We start from the raw sequence: 24,658 nt of genomic DNA on the forward strand, positions 1-24,658 counted from the left end.
GCGCCGCCATGCTTAGTCTACGCCGACAAACAGACATCCGGAAGAGGCGCCTTGCAGTCGCTTGCCCGGTGCGCGCCCAGCGAGCGCGGCATCAAGCGCGCGACGGGCGTGGGTGACGGCACGCTTGAGCTCGTCCTCGTCCATAAGCGCGGTATCAACCATAAAATGGGTGACGCCGGCGGCGAGCAGCTGCGGAATCTGCGGCGTGATGTCGATCGCAGAGGAGTCATACAGGTGCGAGCGACCATGGATATCGGTTGTAACGGGCAGCATCTTACCATCGATGCTGCGCAGCCAGAGCTTCTTGCGGCGAAGGCGGCAGGCGTCGCAGTTGTGGATGCAGGCGTCGGCGACCTGAAGGATGCAATGCTCGCTGGTCATGACGCGCGGCTTGCCAAATACTTCGATGCCGAACGACACCGTGAGGGACGTGGCTGCCTGGGGGCAGAAGCGTTCGATCTCGGCGAGGGTGAGCTCGGGGGAGAGCCAGAACAGCGCGGCGTCGGCTTCTGAGAGCATGGTCGCGCAGGCGAGGTTGTGCACCGGGATGCAAGAGCGGATCTGCGCGGTTGCGCCTTGCTGGGAAGCGAGGGCAAGCTCGGAGATATTGCCGCACGCAACGGTTGCCCCTTTGAGAACCCATGGGTCGATGCGGGCGTGGTCGCCTTCGCGGCAGACCTCGTCCAAAAGCGGGATGATGCCAAGTTCTGAAGCTTGGACGGGCGAGATGTTGGCGGCGTCGAGCGAGTCGGTGGTGGCATAGAGGACGTCGGCGCCAAGGTCGCGGGCGAGCGCGGCGGCGTGCGGCGTAGTGACCACGACGCAGAGGGCGGGCGTTGTGGGGGTGAGAGGCACTGGCGCTTCGCCTGCAGCCGGCGTTGCAGCGGGGGATGCGGTGAGGGCCGCTTGGGCGAGAGGCGCCACGTTATCGAGATCGCGAGCAATGGCGGCGTAAGGGGAGAGAATGGCCTCTTCCAGCGACTTGCAGGCGGTGGCGCGTACCTTGTGTACGGACGAGAAACCCATGCCGCAGCCCTCGTCCATGTCGATGGTAAACGAGGCGGCTTGGAAGGGCGAGGTGCCCATGCGACCCACGTGTTCGATAAGGTCTTCGCGGGTGACGGGACGGGTTCGCGCGGGCTCGACGGTAAAGCCTGTGGCACACGCCGCAAGCGAGGGGTTGTCGACGCATGAGAGCGAGACGGCGAAGGGTTGGCCCAGGCGAGCAGTGATATGGACGTTAACGGGACGATGGCGGAGGATATCGCGCTTGAGGGCGGCGTTAGCGGTGTCGATAGCGCGCTGACTGCGGATTACGCGGACGCGGCTGCCGGCCGGCATGGCGCGAGCGATATCGCAATCGATGGTTTCGCCGGCGACGGCGTCGGCGGGGGCGAGCGTTGTGAGAAATTGGTCGAACTCGTCATCATGGCGAAGCTCGAGCAGATCGCCCTTGTCGACTGGCTCAAAGAGATGGATGCGGGCGACGGCGGCGCGTCGACGGCGGTCATCCGGGTGCAGGCCGCGCACGTTGCGACCGGTGGGGCGGCTGGCGATAACCTCGCCCACAAGCTGGCCGCGGTTGTTGGAGCGCTCGTAGCTCATCATCTCGTCACCGGATGCGCCGTGCTGGTACTCGGTGGTGAAGTCGCGGTTGAAGCAACGCTTGAGTTGGCGGGCGCGGGCGCGTGCGTCGGTCTCGGTGGCGGTGCGGCCGGCAAGAACGTCGTCCAGCTGGCGACGGTAGACGTCGACGATGGAGTAGACATAATCCGGGGCTTTCATGCGCCCTTCAAGCTTGAGGGCGGAAGCGCCGGCGTCAAGCAGCTCTCCAAGCATGGCGGAAGTGTTGGTGTCGCGCGGGCATAGAGGGCGCTCGCGATTGGCAGGGGAGAGCACGCGGCCCTTCTCGTCCACCAATTCATAGGGGAGGCGGCAGGGCTGGGCGCACATGCCGCGGTTTGCCGAGCGGCCGGCACGGGCGAAACTGGAGAGCAGGCACACGCCCGAATAACAGAAGCAGATGGCGCCATGGGCGAAGACCTCTAGGTCGATACCAACCTGAGAGATGATCGCGATTTCGGGAACGGAGAGCTCGCGCGATAGGGTGACGCGGTCGGCGCCCGCATCCCTGCACCATGCGGTCGCGCGTGCATCATGAATATTAGCCTGAGTAGAGATATGGGTTTCAAGCTGGGGCATTAGGCGGCGTATTTCGCGGAACAGGCCCCAGTCCTGGATGATGAAGGCATCGGCGCCAAGCTGGGCGCAACGGCGGACCAGTGAGAGGGCGTCGACCATTTCCTCGTCCTTGATAACGATGTTCACCGTAACGTAGACGCGAGCGCCAGCCAGATGAGCGGCGCGGCAGGCGGCCTCGAAGGTCTCATCGGTGAAGTTGTCGGCTTTGCGACGCGCATTGAACGAACCCATGCCGCAATAGATGGCATCGGCGCCGGCGGCGAGCGCGGCGGCGAAGGGCGCGGGCCCGCCCGCGGGGGCGAGCAGTTCCGGAGCGGGAACGTGGCGAGGCGCACGCGAAGCGAGCGATGCGGGCGATGCGGGCGATACGGGCGAGCTTGTTGTCATGACGTGCCTTTCCTACTTGTTTACCAGCCAAATTATACGTTGAGAGAAGCTGGCGACCGCACGGGGAGGACTATGGGCACGGCGGCCCCATATTTATGGATGAAGAGATTCGCCGATTCAGACCGTAATAACGGGTAATAAATTATTGTTTCTGATGATAAAAGTATTGCAAATAGAGTGCCTCTCTTATACCATCGAAGTCGAAACCAGTGCGCAGGGGAGGAGCTAACTGTGCCTCCTGCTTCGCCCGTGCGCACTGACTTTCGCAAACAGATAATCAAAGGAGTATCGCATGAGCAAAATCGTTGTTTCCTCTCCTGACGCCCCCGCGGCCCTGGGCCCCTATTCCGCCGGCATCAAGACCGGTGAAATGGTGTTCCTTTCCGGTCAGCTTGGTCTCGATCCCCAGACCGGCAAGCTTGCGGAGGGCGGCGTTGTCGCCCAGGCGCAGCAGTCGCTTAAGAATATCGAGGCATTGCTTGCCGCTGCCGGCGCGACGTTCGACAACGTTGTGAAGACCACTGTATTCCTGGCGGATATCGCCGACTTCGCTGCCGTGAACGAGGTCTACGCTTCCAAGTTCACCGAGCCGTATCCCGCGCGCAGCGCCGTTCAGGTGGGCGCCCTGCCCGCTGGCGGCCTTGTCGAGATCGAGGTCGTTGCCGCCCTATAGGACAATCAACGAGGGGCTCGGGAATCTTGTGTTTGGCGCCCATGGTGTGACTGCCGTGGACGAACATGGCATGCAAAGGCGCCGTTCCGAATCACGATGGTTCGGAACGGCGCCCTTTTTATTGCAATCGTTTCCCGAGCCGCCCGCCGCGTGGATCTCATGAACGCGGCGAACTTTGGGGCTAGAGTTCTTTTTTGACCTTTTGCAGGTATCGATAGACGCTGGGCTCGGATACGCCCATAACTTCCGCAACGGTTGCGACGGCTCCCTTTAGCAGGAACATGCCGTTGTTGTTGAGATCGCGAATGATTTCCACGCGATCGCTCTGGCTCAGCTTATCGGGGGAGATGCCGCGCGGCGTGGTGATGCGCGAGATGGCGCTGACGATAAGGTCTTGGGTAGAGTCGGTGAGGCTCTCGACTTCAAGGGCGTGAGAATCGCCGTCTTCGCTTGCGGGGCGCTGCGCGGGCATGTAGAACCCGGAGAGTTGCTGCGCCACGGCGGCGAGCTGGTTGAAGGGGCCAACGTCTGTGTTGACGCAGAGCATTCCCACAATCAAGCCGTTCTCGCGGATAAGGTACGAAGCAGAGCGAAGTTGCTTCATGCTGGAGCTATGGCTGACGTATTCGGTGATGTGGTGCTGGTCGGCATATTGGTCGTTGCCGCGAGCGGATTCGTTGAGGATTTTCAGGGCAAGGTCGGTAGCCGGCGATCCGACTTTTCGTCCAGATACATCACCGTTGCGAATATCAACTACGGAATGGTCGGGATCAGAGAAGTCGTGCAGGACGATTTCGCTGTTTTTACCAAGAACGGCCTCGAGAAAGTCAACAAACGGTACATAGCTCTGGACGGTGGGGTTCATGCGTTGCCTCGCTTAATTGTGAGTGCGATAAAAATCGTAAGTTGGCAAATGAATTTCAATAACATTTTATCGAATTCAGGCGGTAGTTTATTAGCAGATGTGTGACAGGCCGCCAATAGGGGGCAAGCGGTATGCGGCCAAGTGGTCAACTTATGATAATGGACATCTGTATTATCGTCATAAACGGTAGCTATGAAGAAATGAACGGTGTTCAAAAAGAAACCCGTCATTGCCTATGTAATAAATCGGCAATGTTTACCTGCAATAAAGCAAAGATGGATGAAGAAACAAATAAAGTCTGTAATAAATTATTATTGATATGAACACTTCTTTCCACTAAAGTTTCTGGTCAGAGGATAACTGCGACACGTAGTTGGGGGGGATCGACTCGTGCGTGTTCGCCCGCAGCCATAGTTGGCGCGGGTCCGGAAAGGAGATAGTATGGCCTCTAAGCAAGTACAAGAAAAAGGCGAACTGTTTAAGCTCGATGGCAAGCCGTCATTAGGCGAGGCCTTCCCGCAGGCGATGCAGCACGTGCTCGCCATGCTGGTGGGCAACATCACCCCGCCCATGTTGATCGCTGGCACGTGCGGCCTATCCGCCGCCGACCAGACCATGCTCATGCAGTCTGCAATGATTATCGGCGGTCTCACTACGTTGATTCAGCTGTTCCCGGTATTTGGGTTTGGCATGGGCCTTCCCACGGTTATGGGTGTGGCCTTCGCCTATATGCCTATCCTCACCACGATCGGCATGCAGTACGGCATCTCTGCGATCTTTGGCGCCCAGCTGATCGCGGCGTTCGCTTCGATTTTCATCGGAATGTTTATCGGCAAGATTCGCAAGTTCTTCCCACCCATTGTCTGCGGTACGGTCGTTCTTGCCATCGGTCTTTCTCTTTATAACACGGCAATCAACTACTTCGGTGGCGGTTCCGCCGCGCAGGCTGCCGGCACCTTCGGTTCGCCGCAGTTCTGGATTCTGGCGCTCGTAACGCTTGCAGTCACGTTGGTTTGCAGCTTGTTCGGTAAGGGTTACATCAAGGTGTCCGGCATGATCATTGGTGTCGGCGTCGGTTACGTTGTCGCGCTCATCATGGGCGGCATCATCGACTTCACTCCCGTTGCGGATGCGGCGATCGTCTCCGCTCCTATCCCGCTTCACTTCGGCCTCGAATTTCACCCCGACGCGATCATCATGATGATCCTCATGTACATCGTCCAGGCGGTTCAGACCATCGGCGACGTGTCCTCCACTACTATGGGTGGTTTCGGCCGCGACGCTAAGGACACCGAGCTCGGCGGCGCCATCAAGGGCCAGGGTATCTGCGGTATGATCGGCGCCCTCATCGGCGGCCTGCCCACCGACCCCTTCAGCCAGAACGTTGGACTCATCTGCACCACCAAGGTCGTTGCCAAGCGCGTATTCGTCATCGTTTCCGCTATTATGCTGCTCGCCGGCTTCTGCCCCAAGCTTATGTCTTTGATCGCCACCGTTCCGCAGCCCGTACTCGGCGGCGCTACCATCACGGTCTTCGCGGCGATCACGCTGTCCGGTATCCAGCTCATTTCCGAGCAGCCGCTCAACTACCGCAACCGTATGATTGTCGGTATCTCTCTGGCTCTCGGCGTGGGTATCGCCGGCGCCCCCACCATTCTGCAGTTCATGCCGCAGCTTGCCCAGAACATCTTCGGCAGCTCGTTGGTGGTCGCGTTCATCGTCTGCTTCGTCCTCAACCTTATTGTTCCCGAGGATGACTCCGAGGATTAATCGCCAACCTCATACGAAGCCTCAAGAAAGCTCTCCCGCAGCCGCGGGGGAGCTTTTTTAATGCTTAAACGCGCCAGCGCGTGGTTGGTGGATTGTGGGGTGCGGGGTGGAGGGACGTTTGGCTCTCACGCGCCTGCGCGTACGTTGCGTGTCCATATAAACGATCTTGAGCCATTGTGTGAATAACGGAATCTCGATATTCAAGATAATGACCATAAGAAATAAGGATGAAACCGGGATGACCGGGAAAATGCAACGTAAACCATATGGAGATAAGGATGTGCGCTATTGTGGGAGTCGCACCGGTATTCAACAATCTGTGATTCTGATACAAAAAATACTCAGGTAACAGATAATAAAAAAATTGCAAGTTATGACCATAACAAAATGTCTGGATAGGCGAATACTGCGTTGAAGACGGATGGGGACAAGCTTTTGCTTGCACTTCATGCGACGTTATTGGGCGTAGTGGGAAACAGGGTGCAATAGACGCTGGAAATCTAAGTAAAGAGCTTGAATATTCGCTGGATAGGCCATTCGTATGGACATAATGACCGTTCACCGATTGGCATGGTTGGCGTTGGAATGCCAGTGGGCGGAGGAAAGCCCAGCTATTACAAATAGAATGCCAGAAAAACTTTTTGTATGGCACTATTACGTTTACGGAAGTCTTGTTCCATAAAGACTGTTAACATGATAAAAAATTCTTGTAACTAATTCTCGCAGAGCAAGAAAGAGAGCGAGGGCTCCAAGAGCATGGCGACTCCGAGCACAATATCAAAAGGCCTCTCGGCCACATTGTTCGAGCGCGCGGGCATGCCGCCCGTCAAGGACTTGATTCCCTGCTCGCTGCAGCATGTTCTGGCTTCGTTCGCCGGTGTTATCACGCCCGCTCTCATCATCGCCACCATGTGCGAGTTTGGCGAGGAGCAGAAAACCGCCATCATCCAGGTCGCCCTCATCTTGTCTGCCATCGACTCGCTGCTTCAGCAGTTCCCGCTGTTCGGCCGCATGGGATCCGGCCTGCCCATTCTCACCGGCGTCTCGTTCGCATTCCTTCCCGCTTTCCAGGCGGTCGGCATCGAGTTTGGCTTTTCGTCCCTTCTTGGCGCCGAGCTTGTCGGTGGAGCCGTCGCGATCGCATTTGGTACGTTCTACTCAAAGGTCAAGTTCCTGTTTCCGCCGCTCGTGACCGGTACGGTGATCTTCACCATCGGCGTGAGCCTGTATCCCACGGCTATCCGGTATATGGCGGGCGGAGAGGGCACCCCGGGGTTCGGTGGCATTGAGAACTGGATCGTCGGCCTCATTACTTTCGCGGTGGTTTTCGGTCTTACCAACTTTGGACGAGGAACAGTCAAGCTGGGAGCCATTTTCTTCGGAATCGTTATCGGTGTGTTGGTTTCCATTCCTTTCGGCATGGTCGACCCCTCGGGAGTCGCCGAGGCAGGATGGTTCTCCCTCCCCAAGCTGTTCCCGTTCGATATCGAGTTCGATATCGCAGCATGCCTTACGCTCGCCGTCGTCTACATCATGGTCAATGTTCAGCTGATCGGCGACCTTTCCGCCTCTACCATGGGCAGCATGAACCGCATGCCCACCGAGCATGAGATCGGCGGCGCCCTCAAGGCCCAGGGTCTGGTGAGCATGATCTCGTCCGTGTTTGGCGGTATGCCCACCTCTGCGTTCGGACAGAACGTCGGCATCATCGTCTCTAACCGCGTCATCAACCGCTGGGTCTTCGCCGGCGCTGCGTTCATCTTTCTCGCGGCCGGTCTGGTGCCCAAGCTGTCCGCGGTTCTAACCATGATCCCCCAGCCGGTCATCGGCGGCGCGACCATCAGCGTTTTCGGAACCATCACGCTGAACGGCATCCGCATCCTGGTGAAGGATGGCCTGACCCCGCGCGCCTGCACCGTATTTGGCGTCTCGGTCGCATTCGGCCTCGGCATCGCCCAGGTAAGCGGCTCTCTCGCGGGCCCCGGAATGCCGGCTTGGATCGCGACCATCTTTGGAACTTCCGCCATCACGCCCTGCGCGATCATGGCGATCGTTCTCAACAACATCTTGCCGCCGGAGCCTCGCCCCGACGTCATCGATTTGAGGCCGGATGGCCAGGAGGAAACCGAGCGCCTTGATAAGGCGGTCGCGTCTGGCGACGCTGCTAAGCAGGGTCGTATCGAATAGTCATCACGCGCGGTTACGGGGGAGGTGCCCGTTCCCGGCGGAAAGCCGGCCGCGTTGATCCGACGCCCGCGAAGCGGGGGCCGGGAGATAGCAAAGAGGTGTTAAACCCCGCCTCCGACAAAGAGAGGAGCACGCGAATGCTGCTTGTCGGAAACGGTCGCGTCATCACCCGCGACGAGAACAACCCCTACTTCGAGGCCGGAGCGGTCGCCATCGATGGCGATAAGATCCTCGCGGTGGGAAACGAGGCGGACCTGAAGGCCCAGTATCCGGACGCCGAGTACGTCGACGCCCAGGGCGGCGTCATCATGCCCGGCCTGGTCAACGCCCACACCCATATCTACTCCGGGCTTGCCCGCGGTCTTTCCATCAAGGGCTGCGACCCCAAGAACTTCCTCGACAACCTTGAGATGCAGTGGTGGAAGATCGACCGCAACCTCGATCTGGATGCCACGCGCGCCAGCGCTTACGCCACCGTGCTCGATTCCATCCGCGACGGCGTGACCACCATCTTCGACCATCATGCCTCCTATGCCGAGGTTCCGGGGTCGCTCTTCGCCATTAAGGACGTGGTCGAGGAGGTCGGCATCCGCTCCTGCCTGTGCTACGAGGTTTCCGATCGTGACGGCCAGGAGAAGTGCGACCAGGCGATCCGCGAGAATGCCGAGTTCGCGCAGTGGGCAGCCAAGCAGGATTCCGGCATGATCGCCGCCATGTTCGGCGGACACGCCACCTTTACCCTGTCGGATGAGACCATGGATAAGATGGCCGAGGCGAACAACGGCCTCACCGGCTTCCACATCCATGTATGCGAGGGCATGAACGACGTTTGGGATTCCCGCCAGAACCGCGGCGGCATCAGCCCGGTCGAGCGCCTGCTGCAGCACAACCTGCTGGGCCCCGACACCATGCTCGGCCATGCCATCCACGTGACCCCCGCCGAGATGGATATCATCAAAGAGACCGGCACCTGGCTGGTCAATAACCCCGAGTCCAACATGGGCAATGCCGTGGGCTGCGCTCCGGTGCTCGAGTTCTTCCGTCGCGGCATCCCCGTCTGCATGGGCACCGATGCCTACACGCACGACATGCTCGAGAGCCTCAAAGTGTTCCTCATCATCCAGCGCCATAACGCCGCCATGCCCAACGTGGGTTGGGGCGAGGCCATGACCATGCTGTTCAAGAACAACGCGCAGATGGCGAGCAAGTACTTCAAGCGCGAGGTGGGCGCCCTCAAGCCCGGCGCCGCCGCCGACGTGATCGTGATGGACTACAAACCTTTCACCCCGTTCTCGGACGAGAACATCGACGGCCACATGCTCTTCGGCATGATGGGCAAGAACTGCCGCACCACCATCATCAACGGCCGCGTCCTCTACAAGGATCGCGAGTTCGTGGGTCTGGACGAGGAGCGAATCAACGCGTGGACCCTCGAGCAGTCCAAGAGGCTTTGGGGCACGCTCAACGAGCGCGTCTACTAAACGGCTCCACCATTACTTTTGCAACGCGAGCGGGGCGGGGAATCGCCTGTCTTCGTCCCGCCAGACCGTCAAGAGGAGAATCATCATGAGCGATATCATGCGCCCCATCGGTTTTGACCACCTAATGGATTGGATCTTGTCCGAGCACGAGCAGAAGGGCTCCATCTTCGGCGTTCGCAAGATCGTCACCGCCAATCCGAACGGCGCCCTTCCCATCTACGATGAGAAGATCGAGACCCCCTTTGGCCCAGCTGCCGGCCCCAACACCCAGCTTGCCCAGAACATCGTCGCCGCCTACGTTGCGGGCTCGCGTTTCTTCGAGCTCAAGACCGTCCAGATCATGGATGGCGCCGAGCTTTCCGCCTGCGTGAACAAACCCTGCATTTTGGCTCAGGACGAGTGCTACAACTGCGAGTGGTCCACCGAGCTCACCGTTCCGCAGGCCTATGCCGAGTACGTCAAGGCGTGGGTGGCATGCCATCTTATCGCCCGCGAGTACGGTTTGGGTTCCGCAGACGGCTTCGTATTCAACATGTCCGTCGGCTACGACCTCAAGGGCATCAAGTCCCCTAAGGTCGATGCCTACATCGAGGGCATGAAGGACGCGTCCGGGTCCGAGGTCTGGAAGGAGTGCATCTCCTGGGCCCACCAGAACCTGTTCCGCTTCAAGAACGTTGACGCCGCATTCATCGATTCCATCCCCGCGCGCGTCTCCAACTCCATTACCGAGTCCACGCTTCATGGCTGCCCGCCCAAGGAGATCGAGCGCATCGCGAGCTACCTCATCACCGAGAAGGGCCTCAACACCTACATAAAGTGCAACCCCACGCTTTTGGGTTACGAGTTTGCCCGCAAGCGCATGGACGATTTGGGATTCGATTACATCGCGTTCGATGACAAGCACTTCCTCGAGGACCTCCAGTGGGCCGACGCCGTTCCCATGTTCGAGCGCCTGCAGGCCATCTGCGATGAGCGCGGCCTGGAGTTCGGCATCAAGCTGACCAACACCTTCCCTGTCGACGTGACCCGCGGGGAGCTCCCCAGCACCGAGATGTATATGTCCGGCCGAACGCTGTTCTCGCTGACCATCGAGGTTGCTCGCCGCGTGACCGAGCAGTTTGGCGGTCACTTGCGCATCTCCTATTCCGGCGGTGCGACCATCCATAACATCCGCTCCCTGTACGATGCGGGCATCTGGCCCATCACCATGGCGACCGATGTCCTCAAACCCGGTGGATATGAGCGCATGTCTCAAATCGCGAACGAGTTCGACGACCTTGACGGCAAGCCGTTTGCCGGCGTCTCGCTCGACGCGGTCGAGAAGATTCAGGCAGACGCCCTGGCAAGCAAACTCTACCGTAACCCGCTGCGCAAGAGCCCCGACCGCAAGGTTCCCGGCGACGTGCCCCTGATGGATTGCTTTACGGCTCCCTGCCGTACCGGCTGCCCCATCAGCCAGGATATCCCTGCCTACCTCGCCGCCGTCGAGGAGGGTCGTTTCGAGGACGCCTTCAAGATCATTATCGAGCGCAACGCCCTTCCGCACATCACCGGCACCATCTGCCCGCATCCCTGCGGTCGCGTCTGCGAGCGCGCGTTCTACGAGCCCGAGGGCGCCCAGATCCGCGACTCCAAGCTCAAGGCGGCCCACGAGGCGTTCGCAGCGGTGCTTCCGCAGTTGAAGGCTCAGCCCATCGCCGCCTCCGATTCCAAGAGGGTCGCAGTCATCGGCGGCGGCCCAGCCGGCCTCGCCACCGCGTTCTTCCTGACCCGAGCTGGCGTTCCCACCACGATCTTCGAGGCCAAAGACAACCTCGGCGGCATCGTTCGCCATGTCATCCCCGAGTTCCGTATTCCGTCTGGCGATATCGATAACGACGTGGCTCTCTGCCGCGCCTACGGCGTCGACGTCCATGTGAACACCCGCGTCAACTCCATCGAGGAACTGCGCGCACAGGGCTTCACCGACATCGTCGTCGCTACCGGCGCCTGGATGCCCGGTACCGCCGGCTTGGGAGAGGGCAACGAGATGGACGTCCTGGAGTTCCTCGAAGCAGCCAAGAAAGCTCCCGACACCCTGAGCCTTGGTGCTGACGTCGTCGTCATCGGCGCAGGCAACACCGCTATGGATGCTGCGCGCGCCGCTAAGCGCATCGCCGGCGTGAAGAACGTTCGACTGGTCTATCGTCGTACCAAGGCCCAGATGCCCGCAGACGAGGAGGAGCTGGAGTTCGCGCTGGCCGATGGCGTCGAGTTCCTCGAGCTGCGCGCTCCCAAGTCCGTTGACAACGGCGTCCTTACCTGCGACGTCATGAAGCTCGGCGAGCCCGATGCCTCCGGCCGCCGCGCCCCCGAGGCTACCGGCGAGGTCGTCGAGGTTCCCGCCTCCACCGTCATCTGCGCCGTCGGCGAGCGCATCGACGCCTCCCTGTACCAGGGCGCCGGCGTCGAGCTCGACCGCCGCTGCCGTCCCGCCGGCATCGCAACCGGTGTCGATGGCCTGTGGGCCGCTGGCGATTGCCGCCGTGGTCCCGCGACCGTCGTCGAGGCCATCGCCGATGCCGCCGAGGTCGCGCGCGCGATCGCAGGCGTGGACTTTAACGCCCGTGTGGACGAGAACGAGCAGCTCGATGTTGCCGCCAGCATCGCCAAGAAGGGTAATGTCTGCAGCGGCTCCTGCGGTGGCACCCGCTGCCTGGGCTGCGCGGCGGTCTGCGAGGTCTGCTGCGATGTCTGCCCCAACCGTGCCAACGTCGCCATCGAGGTGCCCGGCCTGGACAAGCATCAGGTTGTTCACGTCGACGGCATGTGCAACGAGTGCGGCAACTGCGCCGTGTTCTGCCCCTATGAGAACGGTCGTCCCTACAAGGACAAGCTGACCCTGTTCTGGAGCGGCGACGACATGCTCGACAGCGAGAACGACGGCTTCCTGCTGCTCGAGGACGGCAAGTTCTCCGTTCGCCTGTCCGGCGAGACCCATGTTGTGGACGTGGACGACGCTTCCTGCGGCGTTCCCGAGACCGTGCGCCGCACCATCGTGGCGGTTCGCGATGATTATTCCTATCTGCTTGCGAGGTAATGTATGAAGCGTGCGCGTACCACCCTTGTCGCGCATGTCGCGTGCGCCGGCGGTTGCGAAGCCGCCGGCGCCGCCGCGCCATGCGACCGTCGCTGCGTTGGCTGCGAAGCCTGCGTGGCAGCTTGTCCGCGCGGTGCCGTCTCCATGGTGGACGGCGTCGCCGTTGTCGACCGTTCCAAGTGCACGGGCTGCGGCCTGTGCGCCAGCGCATGCCCGCGCGACATCATCCAGATGATTCCCGTTGGGCAAACCATAACCGTGCGCTGCTCAAATACCGACAAGGGCCCCGTCGCGCGCAAGATTTGCACCACTAGCTGCATCGCGTGCGGCATGTGCGAGAAGAAGTGCCCCGCCGGCGCCATCAAGGTGGTGGACGGCGTGGCCAAGATCGATCCCAAGCTGTGCATCTGCTGCGGCATGTGCGCCGTCAGCTGCCCCCGCGGCGTTATCCATGACGCTCTCGGCATTATGGCGAGCGAGTAGGGGAGGAAATAAAGACATGGCTGCTGAATATACCTTTACCGTCAACGGTGTAGAGCGCACCACGAGCGAGAGCAAGCCGCTTCTGCGCTACCTGCGCGACGACCTGCATATCCACTCCGCCAAGGATGGCTGCTCGGAGGGCGCGTGCGGAACCTGTACTATCCACGTCGACGGGGTGGCGACCAAGGCGTGCGTGCTGACCACCAAACTCGCCGCGGGGCGCGATATCGTCACCGTCGAGGGTCTGCCCCATGAGGTCCAAGAGGCGTTTGTCTATGCCTTCGGCGCCGTGGGAGCCGTGCAGTGCGGTTTTTGCATCCCCGGCATGGTGATGGCGGGCTCTGCCCTCATCGCCCATAACCCTAATCCCACGGAGGACGATATCAAGTTCGCCATCCGCGGCAACGTGTGCCGCTGCACCGGCTATAAGAAGATCATCGAGGGCATCTCGCTGGCGGCTGCCGTGCTGCGCGGCGACGCCGCTATTGATGAGGACCTCGAGCGCGGCGATGACTACGGTGTGGGCAAGCGCGCCTTCCGTACCGACGTTCGCGCCAAGGTTTTAGGGTATGGCAAGTATCCGGACGATATCGATGAGTGCGACCACGCCGGCATGGCCTATGCCAGCGCAGTTCGTTCCAAATACCCGCGTGCGCGAGTACTCTCCATCGATACCGCTAAGGCAGAGGCCCTTCCGGGGGTTCTGGGCGTGCTTCGCGCTTGCGACGTTCCCGTCAACAAGGTTGGTCACCTCATGTACGACTGGGACGTCCTCATCGCCGAGGGCGACATCACCCGCTGCGTGGGCGATGCTCTGGCGCTTGTGGTCGCCGAAGACGAGGCGACGCTCGAGAAGGCCAAGAAGCTCATCAAGGTTGAGTACGAGGTGCTCGAGCCCGTGCGCGATATGGCAGAAGCCGCCCATCCGGGTGCCCCGCTGGTCCATCCGGAAACCTATATCGCCTTTGGCAACGAGGTCACCTTGAAGGACAACATCTGCCAGCGCCGCCATGTGGTTCGCGGAGATGCTGCCGAGGCGATCGCGACCTCGCCGTATGTGGTGAAGGGGCATTTCTCCACGCCCGCGACCGAGCATGCGTTCCTCGAGCCCGAGTGCGCCGTCGCGTATCCCTACAAAGACGGCGTCAAGGTGCAATCGACCGATCAAGGCGCTTATGACTCCCGCAAGGAGATTGCCCACATGCTCGGTTGGGACGAGACCCCCGAGCGCGTGGTGGTCGAGACCATGCTCGTGGGCGGCGGCTTTGGCGGCAAAGAGGACGTGTCCGTTCAGCATCTGGCCGCGCTCGCGGCGCTTCATTTCAACCGCCCCGTCAAGGCCAAGCTCACCCGCCAAGAGTCCATCAACTTCCATCCCAAGCGCCACGCCATGGATGGCTACTTCATCCTCGCGTGCGACGAAGAGGGTATCTTCACCGGCATGGAATGCGAGATCAGCTTCGACACCGGAGCCTACGCATCGCTGTGCGGTCCCGTCCTGGAGCGCGCCTGCACCCATTCAGTGGGCCCTTACAAGTATCAGAACACCGATATCTTGGGTATCGGCTATTACACCAACAACCCGCCTGCCGGCGCCTTCCGTGGTTTCGGCGTCTGCCAGTCCGAGTTCGCGCTCGAGTCCATGATTGACGAGCTTGCCGAGAAGGTTGGCATCTCGCCGTGGGAGATCCGCTACCGCAACGCCATCGAGCCCGGGGCGGAGCTGCCCAACGGCCAGATCGCCGATTGCTCCACCGCCCTTAAGGAGACGCTCGAGGCGGTTCGTCCGGCGTTCGAGGCCAATCCCGGCCGGGTGGGCATCGCCTGCGCTATGAAGAATGCCGGCGTCGGCGTCGGCCTGCCCGACAAGGGCCGTTGCAACATCCGCGTCGAGGGCGGCCGGGCCGTGGTGTACGCCGCCACGTCCGACATCGGCCAGGGCTGCAATACGGTCTTCCTGCAAGACGTCGCCGAGGCGTGCGGGCTGCCCAAGCGCTGCATCGTCAACGGCGAGTGCTCCACCGAAGCGGCTCCCGACTCCGGCACCACGTCCGGTTCGCGCCAGACCGTCATCACCGGCGAGGCGGTCCGTGGCGCCGCCTTCCTGCTTCGCGACGCCATGCTCGACATAGAGGCCGGTAAGCCCGCGCCCGCCTGTCGCGTTTCCGCCCACGGCGACGGAGTGAAGATCGAGTACGACGACGGAACGCCGTATGAGGGGGCCGGGGCTGCGTTGCGCGTCGGCCAGGGTGTTTATCCGGCAGACCCCGCGTCGGCTCTCGCCGCGCTTGAGGGGTGCGAGTTCGGCTACGTCTACTTCGAGCCCACGGATAAGCTGGGTGCAGACGTGCCTCATCCCAAGAGCCACGTGTGCTACGGCTTCGCCACGCATGTGGTGGTTTTGGACGAGGAAGGGCGCGTGTCAGAGGTCTACGCCGCGCATGATTCGGGCAAGGTGGTCAACCCCATCGCGATCCAGGGTCAGATCGAGGGCGGCGTGCTCATGGGCATGGGCTACGCGCTCACGGAGGATCTGCCCACAAAGGATTGCGTGCCCGACGTGAAGTTCGGCACCTTGGGGCTGCTCCGCTCGACGGATATCCCAAACATCCATGCCATCTACGTGGAGAAAGACGAGCTGCTCCCCGTCGCCTACGGTGGCAAGGGAATCGGCGAGATCGCGACCATCCCCACCGCCCCGGCGGTCCGCAACGCCTATCGCGCGTTCACGGGCAAGCCCGAGTTCGACCTGCCGCTTAAAAACACACCGTACAGCAGGAAATAGTCAAACGCGGGCGGCGTGCCCCCGGCTCGCATGGGCCAATGAAGCCGCGCTTGCTACCGCGGTGCCGGGGACATTGCGTCCGATCAAGGGAACATGGAAAAAGAGAACGACAATGTCAGAGAACGAGAGCCAGGTGGCGTCTCCCCAGGAGCCCGATTACCACGCGATGTGGGATGGCCTGGGAATGAACCTTGCGGACCATGACATGTTGCTGGGAGCCGTGGGCCAGATGTACGGCGAGATGTTCCTGTCTCAGGAGAACCGCCCCTCGTCCACTTCCTATCTGGACTTCGTTGCCTCGAACATCCATTCCGGTCGCATCAAGGAGATGCTCGATAAAAAGGAGGCGGGCGAGGCGACCAAGATTATCGGTTCGTTCTGCCTGTACGTGCCCGAGGAGATCGTCCTTGCCGCGGGCGGCATCCCCGTCGGCCTGTGCTCCGGCGCCGACTGGGCGACCGACAAGGTTGAGTAGCACCTTCCGCGCAACACCTGTCCGCTCATCAAGAGCTTTGCCGGCTTCAAGCTTGGCGAGGTCTGCTCCTACATCGAGGCGAGCGATTTGGTGGTTGGCGAGAACACCTGCGACGGCAAGAAGAAGGCGTATGAGTTCTTCTCCACGCAGAAGAACATGTACGTGGTTGACATTCCCAACGTCCATACCGACGAGACGCTTGAGATGTGGAAGGCGGCGGTCAAGAAGCTTGCGGCCAAGATCGAGGATGAGTGCGGCCGAAAGATCACGGCCGAGTCGCTGCGCGATGCCATCCATGTGGCGAACGAGGAGCGCCGCGCCCTTCAGCGCCTGTCCGCCACCCGCGCCGCCGATCCCGTGCCCATCTCCGGCCTTGATTCGCTGCTGACCGTCCAGGCCGCCTTCATGGACGATGCTCCCCGTCTCACCGGCGCCATCAACGCGATGGCAGAGGAATGCGAGGCACGCGTCGTCGCCGGCGAGGGCGTGGCACCCAAGGGCGCCAAGCGAATCCTTTACACCGGCACCCCCATGGCCGTGCCCAACTGGAAGCTCTTCAACATCATCGAGAAGGCCGGCGGCGTGGTCGTGGGCGAAGAGACCTGTACGGGATCTCGCTACTACAAGGATCTGGTCCGCGAGGACGGGCAGACCGTGGACGAGATGCTCGACGCCATCGCCGAGCGCTACTTCGGCATCAACTGCGCCATCTTCACTCCCAATGACGGCCGCATGGCCGATATCGTCGACATGGCTCGCGAGCTGCATGCCGACGGCATCATCGATTGCTCGCTGCAGTTCTGCACGTGCTACGAGATGGAGTCTTTCGCCGTCGAGAAGGCGGCCGAGGAGGCGGGCATCCCGTGCATGCATATCACCACGGACTACGCCAACGAGGACGCGGGCCAGCTTACCACCCGCATCGAGGCGTTCCTCGAGATGATCTAGCCTTTCTTGGCAAGGGGTCCCCTGGATTTCCGATCATCGCCCGAACTCGAAGGCACGCATGCGTGCCGGTACTCCATGCCCTTGGGTTCGGGCGGTCATCGGGTATCCGGGGGACCTTTGCATTTCGCATCGCGCTCAAACCGTAGGGATGATGGGGAATCATGGGTTACCGCATAGGAATCGATATAGGGTCGACCGCCGCCAAAGCCGCGGTTATGGATGGAGAGGGATTGCTCGTCCATAGGCTTGTTATACCTACGGGCTACTCGAGCGTGGATGCGGCGAGCCGTCTTCGAGCCGATCTGGAGCATGCGGGATTCGATCCGCTGGACGAGGGGACCCGTTGCGTCGCAACCGGCTACGGCCGCGTCGCGGTCCCTTTCGCCGATAAGGTCGTCACGGAGATCACCTGCCATGGCGCCGGAGCAGCTTTTCTCTTTGGGCCGGATGGCGTGGTGGTGGATATAGGCGGACAGGATACCAAGGTGATCAGGTTGCGCGGCGGTAAGGTTACCAAGTTCGTGATGAATGACAAGTGCGCCGCCGGCACGGGCCGCTTCCTAGAGGTCATGGCGGATCGCCTGGGTGTATCGCAGGGGGAGCTCTCGCAGCTGGCGCGCCGGGGCGAGCCGGTTAAGATCTCGAGTATGTGCACGGTGTTCGCCGAGTCGGAGGTCATCGGCCTTGTGGGTAGAGGCGAGCCCCGCGAGAATATCGCGGCGGGGATCATCGAGTCCGTTGTGTCGCGCGTCGTCTCGCTGGTGCGCCAAGCGCCGGGATCGCCATATTTCCTTACGGGCGGACTCTGCGAGAACGACTACGTTGTCGAGCGCCTCTCCGAGCATCTGGACTCATCGGTCTCAACGTGTTCCAACGCTCGTTTCGCGGGCGCTATAGGGGCGGCGCTTCAATAGGGTGGGGTCGCCTGGGGCCGAGGCGTTTGGGGCCGATGCCGACATTGCGTTTCGGGCGCCGTTTAAGCAACGATTTGTTAACAATTGAGTATCCAATGGGGTGCATGGTTCCCGTTTGCCCCTGATACAATACCGCCTAACAAAAAATTAGGGCAAATAACAAAAAGTATGGAACAATATTACGCATCGCGCTCACGAGGTACCGGGCGCGATGGCAACGTGCGCCATACGAAACAGGCGCCCGACCTAAGAAAGGGGAACCATATGGCACGATTGCATGTCATGGAGCGTGACCATGCTCAGCGGGTCATGGATGACCTTCATGATGCGCTGGGCAGACGACTCGCCGTCAGCTCCCTCGCTCCCTGCCCCGTGGAATTCACGGCGGCTCTCGTCAACCTTTGCGCCACGCAGAGCTGCGGTAAATGCACTCCTTGCCGCGTTGGCCTAAAGGCTCTTGCTAATCTGCTCGATGACGTTTTGAACAACCGCGCGGACGAGCACACGCTGAACTTGATAGAGCGTACGGCAGAGTCGATCTACCGGTCCAGCGACTGCGCCATCGGCTACGAGGCGGGTGGCATGGCGCTTACCGCCATCCAAGGTTTCAGGGATGACTTCGAGCACCACATCAAGCACGGTGCATGCGGCTTCGATCGCGCGGAGCAGGTGCCTTGCGTATCCGGTTGCCCCGCTCACGTGGACATCCCGGCGTATATCAGCCTCGTCGAGGCTGGCCGCTACACCGACGCTGTCAAGGTCATTCGCAAGGATAACCCACTCCCCATCGTGTGCGGTCTGGTGTGCGAGCATCCCTGTGAGATGTACTGTCGCCGTGGCATGGTAGACGACCCTATGAACATCCTTGCTCTCAAGCGCTACGCCACCGAGCATATGGAAGAGGATTACCGCCCTGCCATCGCAGATGCCACCGGCAAGCGCGTGGCCGTCATCGGCGGCGGCCCCGCCGGACTCTCTGCAGCGTATTACCTGTCCGTCATGGGTCATAAGGTGACCATCTTCGAGCAGCGCAAGAGCCTTGGTGGCATGCTGCGCTACGGCATCCCGAGCTATCGCTTGCCCATCGACCGACTGCAGGAGGAAATCGACTGGATCCTTGCCTGCGGCATCGACGTCGAGCTTGAACACAGCGTCGACGCCGTCGAGCTCGAGCGTCTGCGATCCGAGTACGATTCGGTCTACCTGGCCATCGGCGCCCATACCGACAAGAAGCTCGGTCTTCCGGGCGAAGACGCCGCCGGCGTCGAGTCCGCGGTCCAGCTGCTTCGCGCCGTCGGTGACGGCGAGGCCCCCGACCTGACCGGGCAGCGCGTCGTGGTTATTGGCGGCGGCAACGTCGCCATGGACGTGGCCCGGTCCAGCGTCCGCCTTGGTGCCGAGGCCGTTACCGTCATCTATCGCCGCCGCGTTTGCGATATGACCGCCCAAGATGCCGAGATTGCCGGCGCCGAGGCGGAAGGCTGCGAGATCATGGAGCTCCATGCTCCCGTGCGCATAGATGTCGACTCCGAGGGTAAGGCGGCCGGCGTCGTCGTCCAGCCTCAAATCATCGGCGCTCCTCGCGGCGGTCGCCCCGCTCCCCGCGCTGCAGCGGCCCCCGAGCGCCTGGTTCAGGCCGACCGTATCTTCGTCGCAATCGGCCAGGATATCGAGTCTGCTCCGTTTGAGGCTCTGGGCATAGAGGTCAACCGCGGCCGTATCGTTACCGCTGAGGACGGCTCCGTTCCCGGTTTCGACGGCCTGTACTGCGGCGGCGACTGCCAGTCCGGTCCGGCGACGGTCATCCGCGCCATCAACGCCGGCAAGGTCGCTGCGGCCAATATCGACCGCGCGCTGGGTTACGACCACCAGATCAAACTCGACGTCGAGCTTCCGCCCGTGCAGTTCAAGGGCAAGCGCGCCTGTGGCCGCTGCGAGCTCAAGGAGTGCCCCGCTTCCGAGCGCACTCAAGGTTGGGATCTGGTCGAGCTCGGCCTTACTGAGGAAGAGGCGCAGCAGGAAGCCTCGCGCTGCCTGCGCTGCGATCACTTCGGCTTTGGCGCATTTCGCGGAGGGAGGACGTTCCAATGGTAAAACTTACGATTGACGGCCGTGCCGTCGAGGTGCCTGCCGGTACCACTATTCTTGAGGCCGCTCGTGCCGCGGGTATCGATATCCCTACTCTGTGCTACCTCAAGGATCTCAACGAGATCGGCGGCTGCCGCGTCTGCGTCGTCGAGGTCGAGGGCTGCGAGCAGCTCGTCGCCTCTTGCAACAACGAGGCGCTCGACGGCATGGTGGTCTACACCAATAGCCCGCACGTTCGCGAGGCACGTCGCACCAACGTGCAGCTGCTGCTATCCCAGCACAGCTCGGAGTGCACGAGCTGCGTTCGTTCCGGCAACTGCTCGCTGCAGACCGTTGCGAACGACCTGGGCATCTACAGCATGCCGTACAAGAAGGAGTTGCCGGGTGAGGACTGGGACACCGAGTTCCCTCTTATCCGCGACAACGACAAGTGCATCAAGTGCATGCGGTGCATTCAGATCTGCGATAAGGTCCAGGGCATCGGCATCTGGGATCTCACCAATCGCGCATCTCATACCGCGGTCGGCACCAAGGGCCGCGTGCCCATTTCCCAGACCGATTGCGTCGCATGCGGTCAGTGCATCACGCATTGTCCGACGGGCGCCCTGCGTGAGCGCGACGATACCGAACGCGCCTTCGATGCCTTCGCGGATCCCAACAAGGTCACCGTTCTCCAGATCGCTCCCTCTGTTCGCGCCGCTTGGGGCGAGCAGCTCGGCCTCACCCATGAGGAGGCCACGGTCGAACGCCTGGCAGCCTGCATGCGTCGCGTGGGTTTCGACTACGTGTTCGACACCGATTTCAGCGCCGATCTCACCATCATGGAGGAGGGCTCCGAGCTTCTCGAGCGCCTTGGTGAGGCCGCTGCCGGCCATGGCCATCCCAAGGGATATCCCATGTTCACGTCTTGCTGTCCGGGTTGGGTGCGCCATGTGAAGGCCCATTGGCCCCAGTTCCTCGACTGCGTCTCGACTTCCAAATCCCCGCAGCAGATGTTCGGGGCTATCGTCAAGACCTACTTCGCAAAGCAGATCGGCGCCGACGCGAAGGATATCTTCTGCGCGTCCGCCATGCCCTGTGTGGCTAAGAAGACCGAGGTCGCCCTGCCCACGATGAAGGATGCCAACGGCGTCGATCCCGATGTTGACATCTCGCTTACCGTTCGCGAACTCGTCCGCATGATCCGCGCCTCCCATATCGACCCCCGCAAGGTCGAGCCCGAGCCGCTCGATACCCCGCTCGGCTTCGGTACGGGCGCCGGTGTTATTTTCGGCGCCACCGGCGGCGTCATGGAGGCGGCAGTTCGCTCCGCCTACTACTTGGTTACGGGCGAGAACCCCGATCCTGATTTCTTCCACGACGTTCGCGGTCTCGATGGATGGAAGGAAGCCGTTGCCGATATCCAGGGCACCAAGGTTCGCCTTGCGGTAGTCAGTGGTCTCGAGAACGCCAACAAGCTGCTTGCGGCCCTTGAGAGCGGCGAGGTCGCCTACGACTTCGTCGAGGTCATGGCCTGCCCGGGCGGCTGCGTGGGCGGTGGCGGCCAACCCATCCACGACGGCGAGGAGCTCGCCGGTCTCCGCGGCGACGTGCTGTGGGGTCTGGACGCTTCTGCCGACCTGCGTTTCTCGCATGAGAATCCGGATGTCCTTGCGTGCTATCGCGACTTCCTGGAGAAGCCGCTGTCTCCGCTCGCGGAGAGGTTGCTGCACACCGATCACTTTGGCTGGAAGATGCCCAACGAGAAAGAAGCGTAGCGTATGAATCAGTTCAAGAAGGCCGTTCGCCTCGTATTCTCTGCGTCGCTCCTGCTCGCGCTCGCCTTCGTCCTCGCGGGCTGCGCCGGTGCAGGCGGGCAGAACGACGCTCAACCCGAGCCCGAGCAGAAGGCTCAGCCCGTCGAGGTCCGCGTGGCCTCGATGAAGGGCCCCACCTCCATGGGCATGGTTGCCTTCATGGATGAGGCCAAGGCGGGCGAGGTCGAGAACGACTATAAATTCTCGATCGTCGGCACCGCGGACGAGATCGTCCCCAACATCGTTAAGGGCGACTTCGATATCGCCCTGGTCCCGGCGAACATGGCGAGCGTTCTGTATAAGAAGACCGAGGGCGGAGTCGCCGTCGTCGACATCAACACGCTTGGCGTGCTGAGCGTCGTCACGGGTGATCGGTCCGTTGCCAGCTTCTCCGACCTTGCTGGCAGGACGGTCTACTTGACGGGCAAGGGCACGACGCCCGAATACGTCATGAATCACCTGCTCTCCGCTGCCGGTATCGCCGATTCGGTGACGCTGGAGTACAAGAGCGAGGCGCCCGAGGTCGTTGCCGTCCTCGCCGCCGATCCCATGGCGGTGGGTGTTCTGCCCGAGCCGTTCGTGACCGCTGCATGCGCTAAGAACGAGCAGCTTTCCGCCGTCATCGGACTGACCCAGGTTTGGGATGAGATTGCCGGCGATTCCGGATCCCAGCTTGTCACGGGCGTCACCGTGGTTCGTCGCGAGTTCGCCGACGAGCATCCCGACGCGGTGAAGGAGTTCTTGGCCTGCCATGCCGAGAGTGCGAAGGCCGTTACCTCCGATCCCGCTGCGTGGGCTCAGGCGGTGGTCGATGCCGGCATCGTGGACAGCGCCCCCGTCGCTGAGCGCGCGATCCCCGGGTGCAACATCGTTTGCCTGACCGGCGACGATATGAAGGCCGCCCTCTCGGGCTACCTCACGGTGCTTCACGCCGCCGACCCCGCATCGGTTGGCGGAGGCCTTCCCGCAGACGATTTCTACCTCATGGACGTCGAGGGATAAGCCCCATGAATGGATCCCGCAAGTTTCACCGCAGGGATAAGACGACGGTCGCCGCTTCGGTGGCCGTCGTTTTTTGGCTGTTGGTATGGCAGCTCGCCTCCTGGCTGTATAACTCTCCCATCCTGTTGCCTGGGCCGCTCGAGGTCGTTGCGGCCCTTGTCGCGGCGGCGTCCGAGCCGAGGTTCTGGCTTGCCGTGGCGCGCTCATCCTTCCAGATCGCACTCGGAATCGTCCTCGCGTACGCCCTCGCCCTGCCCCTCGCAGCGGTATCGAGCCGCTGTGAGACCGTGAGGCAGTTCATCCAAGTGCCCCTGCATGCGGTCAAGGCGGCGCCCATCGTCTGCATCATCGTCCTTCTCCTGCTGTGGTTCGGGGCGTCGTGGGTCGGTTTCGCGGCAGTTGTCCTCATGGCGCTGCCCGGGCTGTATTTCCCAGTGCTCACGGGCTTCGACCATATGGATCAGGGGATGCGCGAGCTGTTCGACGTGCATCGGGTTGCGGGTGCGCGCCGTATGCTCGCCTTTAGCTGGCAGCAGGTCTGCCCGTTCGTGCGCGCCGCGAGCGCGGGCGTCGTCGGCATGTCCTGGAAGGCCGGCGTCGCCGCGGAGCTCATCGGCTCGCCCGCGGGGAGCATGGGGGAGAGGATCTTCCAGGCCAAGCTGCTGCTGGAGACCGCGGACGTATTTGCGTGGACCGTCGCCGTGGTCTGCCTCGCTGTGCTGTTCGAGCGGCTAGTTTTGGCTCTGCTCGACGGGAGCATCGCCGTATCGATCGGTCTGGCGCTCCGTTCAAAGGGGCCGGGTGCGCGGACGGATCGAAGAACGTGCGGGTCGCTTCCGGTCGTGGCGATCGATAACGCCCTGACTCCGTATGGGGGCGTCTCGCCAATCAGCCTGTCGCTCGATCCCGGCGCGCGCGTCTGCCTCATGGCCCCCTCGGGCGCGGGAAAGACAACATGCCTGCGCATGGCGGCGGGGCTGATCGAACCTTCGTCGGGTTCGGTTGGGGTCCATGGTCGGCTATCCGTCCAATTCCAGGATGCTCGACTCATCGAGTCGGCTACCTCGGTGGAGAACGTCTTGCTGTTCGCGGCAGATAGATATGATGCGGATGGGGTGTCCAGCTTGCTGCTCCACCTGGTTCCCGACATCGACCTCGACGCGCCGGTCAACAAGCTTTCCGGCGGCCAGCGCCGTCGGGTTGAACTGCTGAGGGCGATGGTCGCCCCGGGCGATGCCATCCTACTCGACGAGCCTTTCGCGGGCTTGGACGAGGCGACGCATCATCTTGTCGCCGCTTGGGTGAAAGAGAGCGCGGGCGATCGCGCGCTCATCGTCGCCACGCACGATTGCGCCGATGTGGAGCTACTCGATGCTAAGGTCTACAGGCTCGGCAAGCCGGCTTAAGTGCGCCGCAGTATCGAGAAGATCGGCTCCAAGAGGCCGACGCCACCTTCTTTTCTGCAATTCGGTAAGTGGTATCGAACTTCAAGACCAATAGAAAATTATCAAACTATTAGCCAT

Annotated in this window: 15 protein-coding genes and 1 pseudogene; 14 read left to right on the forward strand and 2 right to left on the reverse strand. The window is 61.7% G+C overall.

Translation table 11 applies throughout. The annotated features are described in order from the left end of the window. Positions 1-12: 12 nt before the first annotated feature. Complete coding sequence (locus B3H65_RS03380; protein ID WP_286684124.1) at positions 13-2,589, reverse strand: U32 family peptidase; 2,577 nt, start codon at positions 2,587-2,589, stop codon at positions 13-15. A 292-nt stretch (positions 2,590-2,881) separates the two neighbouring features. Between B3H65_RS03380 and B3H65_RS03385 the strand changes: the two genes are divergently transcribed. After that, positions 2,882-3,262 carry a RidA family protein gene (locus tag B3H65_RS03385; protein ID WP_009141913.1) on the forward strand — a complete coding sequence of 127 codons (381 nt, stop codon included), beginning with the start codon at positions 2,882-2,884 and terminating at the stop codon, positions 3,260-3,262. Between the two features lie 181 nt (positions 3,263-3,443). Here B3H65_RS03385 and B3H65_RS03390 read toward each other — a convergent pair whose 3' ends face one another. Further along, positions 3,444-4,127 carry a helix-turn-helix transcriptional regulator gene (locus B3H65_RS03390; protein ID WP_270480677.1) on the reverse strand — a complete coding sequence of 228 codons (684 nt, stop codon included), beginning with the start codon at positions 4,125-4,127 and terminating at the stop codon, positions 3,444-3,446. A gap of 441 nt (positions 4,128-4,568) precedes the next feature. Here B3H65_RS03390 and B3H65_RS03395 point away from each other — a divergent pair, with 441 nt between their 5' ends. From B3H65_RS03395 to B3H65_RS03455, 13 genes and pseudogenes are all read left to right on the forward strand, one after another. Next, on the forward strand, positions 4,569-5,897 hold the full coding sequence (locus B3H65_RS03395) for a uracil-xanthine permease family protein (RefSeq protein ID WP_286684125.1): 1,329 nt from the start codon (positions 4,569-4,571) through the stop codon (positions 5,895-5,897). 756 nt (positions 5,898-6,653) lie between these two features. Further along, positions 6,654-8,084, forward strand: a complete 1,431-nt coding sequence (locus B3H65_RS03400; protein ID WP_286684126.1) for a uracil-xanthine permease family protein — start codon at positions 6,654-6,656, stop codon at positions 8,082-8,084. A 137-nt stretch (positions 8,085-8,221) separates the two neighbouring features. After that, the gene (ssnA, locus tag B3H65_RS03405) at positions 8,222-9,565 is read left to right on the forward strand and encodes a putative aminohydrolase SsnA (protein WP_286684127.1); all 1,344 of its coding nucleotides are present in this window, start codon (positions 8,222-8,224) and stop codon (positions 9,563-9,565) included. A gap of 85 nt (positions 9,566-9,650) precedes the next feature. Then, a complete protein-coding gene (gene ygfK, locus B3H65_RS03410; protein WP_286684128.1) occupies positions 9,651-12,644 on the forward strand; it encodes a putative selenate reductase subunit YgfK in 2,994 nt (997 codons plus the stop codon). Positions 12,645-12,647: 3 nt separating this feature from the next. After that, positions 12,648-13,127 carry a 4Fe-4S binding protein gene (locus tag B3H65_RS03415; RefSeq protein WP_286684129.1) on the forward strand — a complete coding sequence of 160 codons (480 nt, stop codon included), beginning with the start codon at positions 12,648-12,650 and terminating at the stop codon, positions 13,125-13,127. A gap of 16 nt (positions 13,128-13,143) precedes the next feature. After that, on the forward strand, positions 13,144-15,912 hold the full coding sequence (gene xdh / locus B3H65_RS03420; protein WP_286684130.1) for a selenium-dependent xanthine dehydrogenase: 2,769 nt from the start codon (positions 13,144-13,146) through the stop codon (positions 15,910-15,912). Positions 15,913-16,024: 112 nt separating this feature from the next. Continuing rightward, positions 16,025-16,387 carry a hypothetical protein gene (locus tag B3H65_RS03425; protein ID WP_286684131.1) on the forward strand — a complete coding sequence of 121 codons (363 nt, stop codon included), beginning with the start codon at positions 16,025-16,027 and terminating at the stop codon, positions 16,385-16,387. Between the two features lie 12 nt (positions 16,388-16,399). Beyond that, positions 16,400-17,335: pseudogene (locus B3H65_RS03430) on the forward strand (double-cubane-cluster-containing anaerobic reductase); the annotation flags it as partial. Between the two features lie 161 nt (positions 17,336-17,496). Continuing rightward, positions 17,497-18,249, forward strand: a complete 753-nt coding sequence (locus B3H65_RS03435; protein ID WP_286684132.1) for an acyl-CoA dehydratase activase — start codon at positions 17,497-17,499, stop codon at positions 18,247-18,249. Between the two features lie 264 nt (positions 18,250-18,513). After that, positions 18,514-20,343 carry an NAD(P)-binding protein gene (locus tag B3H65_RS03440; RefSeq protein WP_286684133.1) on the forward strand — a complete coding sequence of 610 codons (1,830 nt, stop codon included), beginning with the start codon at positions 18,514-18,516 and terminating at the stop codon, positions 20,341-20,343. Continuing rightward, a complete protein-coding gene (locus B3H65_RS03445; RefSeq protein ID WP_286684134.1) occupies positions 20,337-22,094 on the forward strand; it encodes a [FeFe] hydrogenase, group A in 1,758 nt (585 codons plus the stop codon). Before B3H65_RS03440 ends, B3H65_RS03445 begins: the two co-directional genes overlap by 7 nt. 3 nt (positions 22,095-22,097) lie before the next feature. Beyond that, positions 22,098-23,135 (forward strand): ABC transporter substrate-binding protein, encoded by a 1,038-nt coding sequence (locus B3H65_RS03450; protein WP_286684135.1) that lies wholly within the window; start codon positions 22,098-22,100, stop codon positions 23,133-23,135. A 5-nt stretch (positions 23,136-23,140) separates the two neighbouring features. Then, on the forward strand, positions 23,141-24,541 hold the full coding sequence (locus B3H65_RS03455) for an ATP-binding cassette domain-containing protein (RefSeq protein ID WP_286684136.1): 1,401 nt from the start codon (positions 23,141-23,143) through the stop codon (positions 24,539-24,541). Positions 24,542-24,658: the final 117 nt, after the last annotated feature.

The organism is Collinsella sp. UBA1693, from assembly GCF_002320115.1.
Classification (GTDB): Bacteria; Actinomycetota; Coriobacteriia; order Coriobacteriales; family Coriobacteriaceae; genus Collinsella; species Collinsella tanakaei.